The sequence below is a fragment of the Paenibacillus ihumii genome (assembly GCF_001403875.1).
In the GTDB taxonomy this organism is placed as follows: domain Bacteria; phylum Bacillota; class Bacilli; order Paenibacillales; family Paenibacillaceae; genus Fontibacillus; species Fontibacillus ihumii.
Map to the genome: position 1 here is coordinate 339957 of NZ_LN884299.1, position 11891 is coordinate 351847.

The 11891-nt window shown below is 50.4% G+C and carries 12 protein-coding genes; 2 read left to right on the plus strand and 10 right to left on the minus strand.

Going from position 1 to position 11891, the window contains the following annotated elements:
* Positions 1 to 61: 61 nt before the first annotated feature.
* On the minus strand, positions 62 to 640 hold the full coding sequence (locus BN2762_RS09305) for a nitroreductase family protein (RefSeq protein WP_055106740.1): 579 nt from the start codon (positions 638 to 640) through the stop codon (positions 62 to 64).
* A 132-nt stretch (positions 641 to 772) separates the two neighbouring features.
* Positions 773 to 1153, minus strand: a complete 381-nt coding sequence (locus BN2762_RS09310) for a VOC family protein (protein ID WP_055106741.1) — start codon at positions 1151 to 1153, stop codon at positions 773 to 775.
* Positions 1154 to 1398: 245 nt separating this feature from the next.
* Between BN2762_RS09310 and BN2762_RS09315 the strand changes: the two genes are divergently transcribed.
* Complete coding sequence (locus tag BN2762_RS09315; protein ID WP_055106742.1) at positions 1399 to 2289, plus strand: DMT family transporter; 891 nt, start codon at positions 1399 to 1401, stop codon at positions 2287 to 2289.
* Positions 2290 to 2417: 128 nt separating this feature from the next.
* Here BN2762_RS09315 and BN2762_RS09320 read toward each other — a convergent pair whose 3' ends face one another.
* The 8 genes from BN2762_RS09320 to BN2762_RS09355 all read right to left on the minus strand — a co-directional run bounded on the left by BN2762_RS09320 (position 2418) and on the right by BN2762_RS09355 (position 11053).
* Positions 2418 to 2768 (minus strand): hypothetical protein, encoded by a 351-nt coding sequence (locus BN2762_RS09320; protein ID WP_222861050.1) that lies wholly within the window; start codon positions 2766 to 2768, stop codon positions 2418 to 2420.
* Between the two features lie 13 nt (positions 2769 to 2781).
* The gene (locus tag BN2762_RS09325; RefSeq protein WP_055106744.1) at positions 2782 to 3339 is read right to left on the minus strand and encodes a hypothetical protein; all 558 of its coding nucleotides are present in this window, start codon (positions 3337 to 3339) and stop codon (positions 2782 to 2784) included.
* A 5-nt stretch (positions 3340 to 3344) separates the two neighbouring features.
* Entirely contained in the window at positions 3345 to 4295 is a 951-nt protein-coding gene (locus BN2762_RS09330; protein WP_055106745.1) for a helix-turn-helix transcriptional regulator, read from the minus strand.
* A gap of 1135 nt (positions 4296 to 5430) precedes the next feature.
* Positions 5431 to 6279, minus strand: coding sequence for an MBL fold metallo-hydrolase (locus BN2762_RS09335; RefSeq protein ID WP_055106746.1), 849 nt, complete (start codon positions 6277 to 6279; stop codon positions 5431 to 5433).
* 398 nt (positions 6280 to 6677) lie between these two features.
* Positions 6678 to 7760, minus strand: a complete 1083-nt coding sequence (locus BN2762_RS09340) for an efflux RND transporter periplasmic adaptor subunit (RefSeq protein ID WP_055106747.1) — start codon at positions 7758 to 7760, stop codon at positions 6678 to 6680.
* 138 nt (positions 7761 to 7898) lie between these two features.
* On the minus strand, positions 7899 to 9260 hold the full coding sequence (locus tag BN2762_RS09345; protein ID WP_055106748.1) for an ABC transporter permease: 1362 nt from the start codon (positions 9258 to 9260) through the stop codon (positions 7899 to 7901).
* Positions 9257 to 9970, minus strand: a complete 714-nt coding sequence (locus BN2762_RS09350) for an ABC transporter ATP-binding protein (protein ID WP_055106749.1) — start codon at positions 9968 to 9970, stop codon at positions 9257 to 9259. Before BN2762_RS09350 ends, BN2762_RS09345 begins: the two co-directional genes overlap by 4 nt.
* Before the next feature lie 342 nt (positions 9971 to 10312).
* A complete protein-coding gene (locus BN2762_RS09355; RefSeq protein WP_055106750.1) occupies positions 10313 to 11053 on the minus strand; it encodes a MerR family transcriptional regulator in 741 nt (246 codons plus the stop codon).
* 95 nt (positions 11054 to 11148) lie between these two features.
* Between BN2762_RS09355 and BN2762_RS09360 the strand changes: the two genes are divergently transcribed.
* Positions 11149 to 11853 carry a CPBP family intramembrane glutamic endopeptidase gene (locus BN2762_RS09360; protein ID WP_055106751.1) on the plus strand — a complete coding sequence of 235 codons (705 nt, stop codon included), beginning with the start codon at positions 11149 to 11151 and terminating at the stop codon, positions 11851 to 11853.
* Positions 11854 to 11891 lie beyond the last annotated feature (38 nt).

Below are 11891 nucleotides of genomic sequence, written 5' to 3' on the forward strand. Positions count from 1 at the left end.
TCCCTTTCAGAGATTGAGGTTCTTTTTTGTGTAAAAGCTTGCAGCTTCTTCTTTCCTGACTTTATTCTTCTTCGCCGATCCACACAGTCTTGCTGCGGAAATCCTCTCTTCTTCCCTTAAGCTCGCCCATATCGGAGACGCCGAGATAAATGAAGCCCAGCATTTTGTCCTGCGGGCGCAGGCCGAAGGCTTCGTTCATCATGCGATGATAGCAAGGCTCGCCGGTTCTCCATACCGCACCGAGTCCTAGACTGTACGTAGCGAGAAGCATGTTCTGGATCGCGGCAAATACAGCCCCGTATTCCTCCAGCTCAATCACGCCTGGTTTATCGGCAGGAGTTACAGCTGCGGCAATTATGACAGGGGCACGAAAAGCCTTGGCGAAGGCTTTATCCAGGGATTCCTTCGCTTCCGGCGAATCGGGATTCTCCATGCCCTCCCGCATGATATCGGCCAACGCATGCCCTAGCCGTTCCCGGCCCTTGCCTCTAAGCACAAAAAATTTCCAGGGCTCGGTATGTTTATGATTTGGCGCCCAGGTCCCAGCTTCAAGAATCCGCTCGATCGTCTCCACGGGAATCTTGTCCGGCTTGACCTTACCAATGCTTCTTCTGCTATGAATGGCTTCCATGACATCCACTGCTCGTTCCCCTCCTTCTTTTTACATTTCCATTCTATCATCGTAGACCGCCGGGCGATACCTCCATCTCAGCTCACTTTGTTCTCTCCCGCTAACACTTAATGACCGGGATCCCGTCGCTGTACCTTCATCTCAGTTCACTTTGTTCCCGACTGCGATCCATCTGCCATCCACGTCTTCAAAGACGAATTCTTTATTGCTGTAATCGGTGGTCGATAGAGGACGGACAATATTCACTCCCAAATCCTGCAGTTCACGCTGAATTTCCTCTTGGCTCGTAGTGATGAAATAGGCATCGTAGCCATAGCCATGTACCGCCCGGTTCGGCAGGAAATCCATGCAATTGGACTGTGTAAGCACAATCTCGATCGCATCCCGGTACAGGCAGACATGAGGCTCCTGGGATTCAAGATAATATACGGACCGGAAGCCAAGTCCCTCATAAAAACGGGCGGTTCTATGGATGTCCGGCGTCGGAAAAATTTGCAGGCAGCAGGCAAAGCCTTGACTCATTGGCAATCAGCTCCTATTCGAAAAATCTATGAATTCTCACCATAGCTCGTATAATAGATTGTTGTGGATTACATTCGATTGTTGTGATGGATTTTACGTTCGATTGGTTGCGGATTACGCTCGATTGTTGTGGATTACGTTCAATTGGTTGCGAATTACGCTCGATTGTTGTTAACTACGTTCAAATCATTTTGCGACTCCAACCCTATCACCATTACGCCGCGATCTAGAAGGGAGTTAAATGTATGTCCGGCCTTCAACGCCGTCAACGCACCGGGAGAACCTATGAAGTATTTTTTATCCTGGGCATAATCGCTATCTCTTTCTCGGCCATCTTTGTGCGCTGGTCGAATGCGGAAGCATCCGTTATCGCGATGTACCGTTTATACATCACCAACTTGATTCTGCTGCCATTAGCCTGGCGGAGCAGGCAGGAAATGCTGCATCTTCGTCCCAGGCAGTGGGGGCTGCTGGCCGTATCGGGCCTGCTGTTAGGGCTTCACTTTCTTCTGTGGATGAACTCGCTGCGATACACCAGTGTGGCGAGCTCGACCGTTATTCTTACGCTGCAGCCCGTACTCGTCATGCTCGGCTCTATCTGGTTGTTCAAAGAAAGAATCAACCGGATGATGCTTCTCGGCATGGGCATCGCGGTGGCCGGCTCCATCGCCATCGGTTCAGGAGACTTCCAGCTATCGGGTTCAGCGCTGTACGGGGACGTATTGTCCTTGCTGGGCACGCTGGCGATCTCCGTCAATATGCTCCTTGGCCAGCATTTGCGCAAGGAGCTGGCCGCTCTGCCGTATAATTTCTGGATGTTCTTCATGGCTGCCTGTTCCCTGACCATATACAATCTCGCAATGGCCCACCCGTTCACCGGATATCCCGCAAAGGAATGGGGAATATTCCTTCTCCTGTCCGTCGTCTCCACCCTGTTCGGCCACTATCTGTTCAATTGGCTGCTGAAGTACATGAACGCCACCACCGTATCCATGGCAATTCTGGGTGAACCGGTCTGCGCCTCTTTGCTGGCTTGGGTGCTCCTTAGCGAAATGCTGACGGGGCTACAGCTATTTTCCGGTCTGATCATCATTGCCGGCGTCTGGGTCTTCTTGCGCCATCGGCAAGCGAGGTGACATAACCTCGCTAGCGAGGTGCCGCCAAATTTGAGCATTTATATCTCATCCCTATTTAAAACGTCCCGGTTCTAGCACACTCGCTTCTTAGACCGGGACGCATGTTTATATGTAAAAGTCTCTGCTATTCATTTCTTGCGCTTCCTTAATCCAATCAGCCTCGTTCGCAGCATGTAGTAAGCCATCGCTATGAGCAACAAACCGCCCATCTCTAAAACCAGGGTTAATCCGTCCGTGCGAGTTATGGTTCCAAATGCCACCTGCTGCTGTAATTGCTCTACTGATGCATAGTTATTAATAACATCCGGGACGTAATTTCTGGTCAACAGCGCCCCTTGCACGACCTGAAAGCCGACCACACCTGCCAAGATGAGGACGACAAAAATTATAGATTCAATGAGCGCCCGCTTGTTTAGCTTATTTAGGTTGTTTCGCTTGTTTAAGTCCATTTTCTGCTCCTTGTTCCATCCTTTTCTCATAAGATTATACAACTTATTCCGCCTGGATTTTTACTACTTTAGTCCAGCCCAAATCCTGTCCAAATATTCCTTTCTCTTTATGAACATATACCAGGTACATATCTTCAAAAGAATTAAAATTATCATTTGCTTCAAAATACATTTTTAATTTGTGTTTCCCTTGTTCTGGAGGACTCCAAAACCCGATAAAATCCAAGTAACCATTATCATAATTCATCTGAGAAATATTGTGCTTATGCAGCGCATCTGCAACCTTTACCTCGTCGTCCCCTGCACTTCCTATACTGCTCGGTCTAAAAAAGCCCTCATCCTCTTTAGCATCGAAAGACATAGAATGCAATCCTGAAATATATGGGTATATCATATGCTGACTGTACTTTCTTTTGTCGATATAAACCTCAAGCAAATAATCTTTGTAGTCCATGTTCGGGTTAGAATTGGGCTTTAATACAGCCTCGATAAAGATATCTTCCGGAACTGTTTCATTTTTATCCCATTTATTGTAGACGTAGTAAGCTGCAAACAATAGAACGGCACTACTAATGATAATAAAATACCATCTTCTCAACACTTCACCTACCCTCTGTACAGCTCAACCATTGCCTCTGCTTCTAATAATACTCGATCACGCAGCTCCAGTGGCTCCATTACCCTGGCAAGCGATCCATAGCCAAGCAGAATTTCACATGCCGACTCCAGCGTATTGAACTCAGCAGCCGCTTCGATCCATCCTTGTTCTGCGGGCATCATATGGATTAGCTTGAGATATCGCTGCTGGGCTAGGCGCGGTAAAGCTGCTTCCTGAAATCTGAGCCGGGCGGGATAACGCGGAAGATTCGCTTTGAACTCTTCTGTTGAGCGCTCCCAATATAGTGCCAGGTCAAAAGAATCGGGACGCTGAAAAGATTTCTCCAGCACTTGGGCATTCCTGATCCGGGAGATTCGGTAAGTGCGCATTTCCCCTTCCACTCTGGCTACAAGATACCAGATGCTGCTCTTGGCGACCAGCCCCAGCGGCTCGGCGATGCGCTCCACGGCCGAATCTTCCCGCCGGTAATCGAAGCGGAGCATGCGGTCCTGCCAGACCGCTTCCTGAATCGTCGGCAAATCGGGCAGCCGATCGGCGGACTGATGCCAGCCGGCACCGTCGATATGAATGCGCTGACGCACTCTCTCGGCTTCGCCTCGAAGCCGTTCGGGAAATGCAGCCAGCATTTTCTGAAAAGCATGCTCAAACACGCCTCCAAGTCCCAGGTCTCCTAAGAGTGAAGATGAATGGGCCAGAAGCAGCGCCTGCATCTCTTCGGGCTTCATTCCCGTCAGATCAGTGCGGTAGCCCTCCGACAATACCCAGCCCCCGCTTGTTCCCCGTTCCGCATACACCGGAATTCCCGAGGCGCTTAGGGCCTCCATATCGCGGTGTATTGTCCGCTCGGATACCTCCAGCCTAGCCGCCAGTTCCCGCGTCGTGAGCCGTCCGGAATTTTGCAATAACAGCAATATCGAAATGAGCCGATCCGCCCGCAAGCTGATTTCCTCCTTTATACGTTTCCCTAGCTGCACTAGGTTCATTGTAGCATGGATATATGACAGGGATTGTCATATATCGCACCGCGCGAATCTCACAGCGCACGGTAGTCGGCGTCACATGACGTGGTCAACCACATAACGCAAGAAGCGGCCACAGGTACAGGTATTCGTGTCCCAATTGATGAGCCTGCCCAGCCAAAATAGGATTCTAACGGACACACAGGGCGCTATTCCGTCTTTTTGACTAAATTTGATATGCGAACGGACCCTGGTTCCGCTATTCGCTCTAAATGAGCATAGCTTGCCCCACTTTTTGCCCAATAGCGGAACTACGGTCCGTTGGCTTAGATATTTACGCGTATTTGGAGAAATAGCGGATCTAGGGTCCGCTAGATTGCCGGGAATCTCAAGTCACAGGAAGCAATTCATCGTGTGCTTGAAATCAACAGTGTGCTTAATCAACAGGCGCTTGGATCAACAATGTGCTTGGGTAACAGGTACTTAAATCAATATTGTGCTTGAATCAACATTGTCCTTGAATCAACAGTCTGCTTGAATCAACATTGTGCTTAAATCAACAGTCTGCTTAAATCAACAGTCTGCTTAAATCAACAGTCTGCTTAAATCAACAGTACGCTTGGATGAATGGGCCAGGACGAATGTGCTTGGACGCGGTGAACTTGCTGGACAATGTACGCTTCACCTGCAGTGTACATGGCCAGACATCACGCTTGACCGACGTCGTACTTAGCCAACAGCGTGCCCCGACCCAACAATATACTTGGCCTAACAATAGACTTGGCCTAACAATAGACTTGACCTGACGGCCTGCTTGAACCTATAGTGCATTTACTCGACAATGAGCTTGGATTGAGCGTCCATAAGTCAACATACTAAGTGGATCGGCGATCCACTTGATCTATGGCCTGCTCACTCAATCCCCACATCAACCTTACGCCGAAGAAAGGGGCTCCTTTCACGTACACAAAGCTGAGAAAGACGCTGCCCTACACGTACAAAGCTACCGAAGGAACGGCGCTCCCTACAAGCACACAACGCTACAGAAGGAACGCCGCTCCCTACAAGTACACAACGCTACAGAAGGAACGCCGCTCCCTACAAGTACACAACGCTACAGAAGGAAGGCGCTGCCCTTCACATACACATACCGCTCGCCGCGAGCCATGACATGGCATTTCTGCTCAGGGAAGTGCTCATAGAGATAGTTCACGAAGTGGCCGGGCTTCTCCGCATTCCCCGCAAACACGTCATAATGCAGCGGAATAACCGTCTCTGCGCCGATTCTTACCGCGAACTCGGCCGCTTCCCTATAGTTCATGTTGCCGACAATTCCCCGTTCCCGGCGGAAAAAATCAGCACCATTGATCGGAAGCAGGGCGACATCTGGCTGAATTGCGCTCAACCGCTCGACCAATTCAGGGAACAGCACCGTGTCGCCGGCATGATACAGCGTGACTCCATTCAACTCGATGACATATCCCACGTAGCGCGGCTTCCCTTCTGCATCCTTGTCCAGCTCTTCGTGGGCTGCGGGAATAGTCGTTATTTTGATTTTAGAGAATAGCTCGGCTGATCGGCTATCATCCGCCTCTAAAATCTGTGATGCCCCTACGCCCATTTCGATCAAGTCCGGTTTACAGCAAGCTGGAGCCATGACGAGCGCCTCTTTGTTTTGCCGATGAAAAATAGGCAGCGTGCCTGCATCCATATGATCTACGTGCTCATGCGTAATCAAGCAAAGGTCAGCCCCGATAATATCCTCAGGGGTGATCGGCGCAGGATAAGTACGAGGTAAATCCAGGTGATCCGATACATAAGGATCGACATACACCGTTACTCCGTCACCCTTGATAATTACGCTCTCTTGCCCAAGAAACCAAATCGCCAGCGTCCCGAAGGGAACCTCGGTCCGGTTGACCTCTTGAATCAATGTTGCTCCTCGTCTGTGATGCTTAGTCATGATTAATCCTCCTGTCGATTCTGATGATTGTCCATGATCTTCGCTCGTCCTCGATTTAACGCATATGAATTAGACTGCTCAACAAAAGAACGCCATCTTGCGGAATGTTTATTCAACAAGCTCAAACATTATCGCAGACTAGCTGCTCGTTACGATAAACTAACATGTACACTTGCTGCCTTTTTATCACTGGCTATTATTTTGATATAGCTAAATTAGGTTTGAAAACACGCTCTAGTAGGGGTATAAATCCGTGAACAAAGGCGAACGCTTCGCTTCTCCAGAATATGTCACACCCTGGCCAGTCACTGCTGCTTCTTTAGTTCAGCTTATATATAGTATAAACCAGACAGCTGCCTGCCAGGTTCGTCTGAAATACATGGAGCGCTGCCCGGAACTTATTGCAGGGCGACCGTATCGCCTTCCTTCAAGCCTTCCAACACCTCGGTTTTATCCGTTGTCTCCAGGCCTGTCTTGATATCTCTGCGTTCGTATTGACCCGATCCTTTATCCAGCATGACATAGGCGGAGGTCTGATCGCGCATGACGGCGATCGACGGAAGAGCCAATACATTTTCCTTGCGGTTAGTCTCGATATCGCCAGTGAGCGATAGCCCGGCAATCAGATACTCGCTTGGTTCAAGAGAGATCGTGACCTCGAATTGAGCCGCTTTATTCAAGCTGTCCTGGTCGGTTCCCGTCTTGGCAAATTTGGAGACATGCTTCACAGTTCCGGTCAGTGGCACATCCTTCATCGCGCTCATTGTCACTTTCACATTCATATCCGGCTTGATCCGGAATACGTCCTGCTCCCCGACAAGGGCCGTAAATTGCAGCTTGTTCAGATCGACAATCTTGCCAATATATTGATTGTCGCTAAGCGCTTGCGGCTTCTTCGCTTCCGAATCGAACAGGAAGATGCCCGCAGCCGGAGCGCGGAATTCAGAATCCTTCAGCTTCAGCTTTTTCTGCTGCAGCTCCTGACGCTGAATCGAAATGCGCACGTCCTCCAGTTCCTTCGTCAGCCGCGCACTCTCCCGGTTGGCGAGCAATTTTTTGCGGTTCTCATCGGTTAATTCGCCTCCTGCCGTCTCGGTGTCGAACTCTGCGACAAAAGACTGCAGCTGGGTTTCCAGCTCGGCTTTGCGAAGCTCCGCTTCCTCACGTGTAATCTGGTTCTGCAGCTCGGTCTGATCCAGCCTGAACAACACCTCGTCTTTTTTGACCTGCTGGCCGTCCTCAATCTTCCATTCCGTTACTTTGGAGCTGAACGGAGCATAGACCGGCGTCTCCTGCTCATACAACGATTTTCCCTTGACCCGTATCGTATGAACCAGTGTCTCTTTCGTTGCCTGGAATGTAATGGCTTGGGACTCCATTCCCGGATCGGCGACCTGGGCAGGCTTCGACATAGAATACAGTAAGTAGCTGATTCCGGCAAGAATGATGGCGATAATGATCCATTTTATTTTTTTCTTCACTTTCCCTGCTCTCCTTCTCTCATACCGCTTAGAATTGGCAGCGGCGAGGCCGTGTATGACTCTGTATGCAGCCCCGTGTCCCTCTACTGCACGTCTCGGCGGAGCATCTTATTGCCATGCGGAACGGATATTGACTCTTTAATCCCGCTTGATCGCGGTTAAAGCATCCGTCCGCGATGCGCTGACCGCCGGATAAATGCCCGATATAATGCCTGTCATGATCGCAAAGGCCAACCCGACCGGAATGGCTGTATACGGGATAAAAATCGATATATCCGACTCCCCGCTATTCAATGACAAAATGAGTGCGTTAATTCCCCATACGATCCAGTAGGAAAACATAATGCCCAGCAGCCCTCCCAGGAAGCCGAGCAAGGCTGCTTCAACAATGAACATATTGCGGATCTGGGACAGGTTGGCCCCCAGCACCTTCATAATGCCGATCTGCCGGCGGCGCTGATAGGTCGACATCGTCATGGCGACAATAATGGAGATCGAGGCGATGATCAAAATAAAGACGCCCGCACCGATCGCAATCGCCTTGAACACGGCGAATTGCTCCTCCAGCTGCTCCTTCTGCAGCAGATTCGACTGTGTCGATACGGTAAGCCGCTGCAGCTGCTCCTCGACCTGCTTTACGTTCTGCTCCGCATCCACCTTCACTTTAACCGAGTTGTATGTAGGAGTACTGCTTTGCACCGAGGAAGGCATCAGCTCTTTTCGCAGCTGCTCGGCCGTTTCGATTGAGATGTAAATCTTGCTGTCCTGGGCGATGGAAATATCGCTGCGGCCCTTGGGCTTCTTCAGTACGCCAACGACCTGCAAGGGAGTGCTCGTTAGCTGCTTGCCATTGTCGTCATACTTCACGAGCTGAATTTGCGTCTGGTACATGGCTGTCGGTATGACCATCATATTGCGGTATTGCTCCTGCGAATTTCGATCATATCCTGAACGTTCCATTGCTTCATACAGTTTGTTTCTAGTCTCCTCATCCATCAAACCCATCGTGGCCCCGTAACTGAGCACAACTGAATTGATATCAACGCTGTCGGCCTTACCCTGCCCAAAGTTCTCGCCAAAGTCCTTAAGCCGGGTCAGATCCGTAGCGACCACTTCGACGTAGCCCTCCTTGCTGTCCGCTGTCGTCATTTCCAAATGATCGAATGTCTGATATGGCGCGACTGCCGTTACATGCTTCATATTGCGCATAACCTCGAGCTTCTGATCCGTCAGCAGCCCGCGGTTATTCGCCTCTTCGCTAACCTGGTCGGGGTTGTCCTGGCCCGGCATGGCGCCGGAATTAGGCATGACCGTAATCTCATCCATCTTCAGAAAGCTGTTCAGCTCGGATTCGACGATCTGTTGTGTCGATTCGCCGATGCTCATCGCCAATATAATTGCGGCACAGCCTATGGACAAGCCGGCTGCGCACAGCATGGTCACGACTTTGCGCCGCCGCACCTGATCCCAAGACAGCCTTGTCAGATCGCTGATTCTCAAGCTTGTACCTCCTCTGCTTCCGCTTGCGGATCTACAGCCGGCTGTGATGTCTGGAGCTGCCCGTCCCGCAGCGTAATAATCTTCTGCGTTTGCTGCGCCACCTCGCGCTCATGCGTGACAATAATAAAGGTGGTGTTCATCGTCTGGTTAAGCCGCTTGAGGATCGCCAAAATTTCTTCCTCCGTCTTCGTATCCAGATTCCCGGTCGGCTCGTCGGCGAAGATGACCGAAGGCTCGGTAATCAGCGACCGGGCAATGCTGACCCGCTGCTGCTGTCCGCCCGACAGCTGGGACGGGAACAGTTCGGCCTTGTCCGGGATGCCGACCTGCTCGAGCAGCTGCAGCGCTTTTTGCTTGCGGACGGAGGGGCGGGTAGATTGAAAGACAAGCGGCATCTCAATATTTTCACGCACCGTCAGGTTCGGCAGCAGCTCATAAGCCTGAAATATAAAACCGATATGCTCGCGGCGGAACTCGGCCAGCTTGTTCTCGTTCATCTTCACAATGTTATGATCGGCAATATAAATTTCGCCTTCAGTCGGCTTCATCAGCCCCGCCATCAGATTGAGCAGGGTCGACTTTCCTGAGCCCGAGCTGCCCAGCAGCGCAATCATCTCGCCCTTGCGGACATGAAAATTGATGTTCTGCAGAACAAGCGTGGTCTCGCCGCCATTCTTGAAAGCATGGGACAAGCCCTCTACACGAAGCAAGTTCTCCACTCCTTTTATATGAATCTCTCAAGCGTAAACGGCTGACGCACCCATGAACGGCACAACTGCGTTTCGCATAGAAATATAAGCCTTGTATAAGAATGAAGCTTATAAATTCTTATATCTCAATAAATAGACGATGCATCCGGTGTCTGCCCCTGCGTGTTATACGATAAAAACTTCCGCAAGATGCCGATCTAGTAACCGCGCTGTCTATTTTACCAGAAAAAGGCATGCCTCGGATCGACAAATATCACTTTGCCGTATCAGCGAGGGCGTATTGATGCTATGACTAACTGGATTTCTTACATTTACAAATGAACGATTATAGGATTTGAATCTTCAATAATCTTCACTCTTCTTCAGCGCAAATGATATCGACTGCTCCACAAAATCCAGAACTTCTGGCGACACAGGATACAGCCCGGTTTCCTCTGCAGGCCGTTTGCGCACTTCCCAGAACCGGTCCATCAGCTCGGCGTCTCCCCCAAAGGTTTCGTCCGAAAGCTTGATCAGCTCGAGCGCCAGCTCGTAGGCTTCCTCCGATTCGGGTGAGATAGCGTGCTTCACACAATGCTCGATCCGCCGAAGCAGCGATACGTACTGCTGGGTAGTCCGATCTCCGTTCTCCAGAGCGGGTAAAACCCTGCGCAGGAATTCCCGCTCCTCCTCGGCGAAGTAATCGACCCATTTCTTCGTCCCGATTCGGTCATTCCGAACGAGAGACGACACCCGCTCCCAGGAGATCGTGCCTTCCAAATCCACCATATTGATGAGCGAAGCCGTATTCGCGATGCTAGCCTGCAAAGAGTCAAGCTTCTCCTGCAAATGATGGTAATGAGCGATCAGGATGTCCCGCAGGGATAGCTGTCCCAGCACCTTTTGGATATCTTCCAGCGACAGGGAGAGCGATTTGAGCAGCATAATTTTCTCCAGCGTGAACAAGTCCTCCTCGGAGTAGTAGCGGCGGCCGTTATCCCGCTTCAGGCTCGGCGTTAAAAGTCCAATCTGATCATAATAACGCAGCGTTCGCACCGAAATATTTCGCAATTTGGATACTTGTCCTGTTGTCCAGCTAGTCATTCCTGCCTCCTGCAAAAAAAAGCTTGAAGGTAACGTTACGTCACCTTTTATAATGCAAATTATATCACAGTGAGAGACTGGAAGGAGTGCGTCTTATGAAAAGAACGTCATTATGGAAAACCACAGCTCCATGGTCTTGGAGAGAATTTGTGTTTCTTCTGCTGCTCGAATTCGTCTTCGTGATAGCCGTGGTTAAACACGGGGTGCAGAGCTTATATCTGTCCTGGCTGGGCAATCCGCTATACGCAGGCACGCTCACCGGATTTACAATCGCAATCGTGCTGTTGGCAGGTCTATATTTCATTGCTCTGCGTCCCCATCGACTCCCATGGGCAGAGATCGGACTCCGCAGATTCCCCGTTAAGGATTGGTGGCGGATCCTCCTGTGGATTCTCGTTCTTATTGTGCTCAGCGCAGCGGTTATGCTCTTAACAATCAGCTTGCTGGGAAATACGGTGGATAACAGCAAAACAGAAAGCCTTCGGCAAAATGTCACGTGGTTCCCCGTTCTTATCGCAATCATTACTGCAGGTGTTATTTCCCCGTTGTATGAAGATCTCTTTTATCGCGGCTTCATGTATCGCTGGCTGCGTGCACGAGTGGGAATAGGCTGGGGAATAATGATCAGCTCGATAATTTTTACGGCGGCGCATTATCCCACTCTGAATGCGATGCCGGTTAATTTCATTGCAGGCGTCATTCTGGCCTGGGCATATGAAAGGACGGGTTCTGTTGTTCCCGCCATGATTATCCACGGGGTAACCAATACTATTGCTATCCTGCTTACGGTAACAGGTTAGTCCCTACCACCCTCTGAATCAACGAAGCGGGATTTCGC

Coding starts and splice junctions, on each gene's coding strand:
- BN2762_RS09320 (WP_222861050.1), bottom strand. CDS start 2,768: ATGAGAAAAGGATGGAACAAGGAGCAGAAAATGGACTTAAACAAGCGA.
- BN2762_RS09310 (WP_055106741.1), bottom strand. CDS start 1,153: ATGAGTCAAGGCTTTGCCTGCTGCCTGCAAATTTTTCCGACGCCGGAC.
- BN2762_RS09335 (WP_055106746.1), bottom strand. CDS start 6,279: ATGACTAAGCATCACAGACGAGGAGCAACATTGATTCAAGAGGTCAAC.
- BN2762_RS09360 (WP_055106751.1), top strand. CDS start 11,149: ATGAAAAGAACGTCATTATGGAAAACCACAGCTCCATGGTCTTGGAGA.
- BN2762_RS09315 (WP_055106742.1), top strand. CDS start 1,399: ATGTCCGGCCTTCAACGCCGTCAACGCACCGGGAGAACCTATGAAGTA.
- BN2762_RS09355 (WP_055106750.1), bottom strand. CDS start 11,053: ATGACTAGCTGGACAACAGGACAAGTATCCAAATTGCGAAATATTTCG.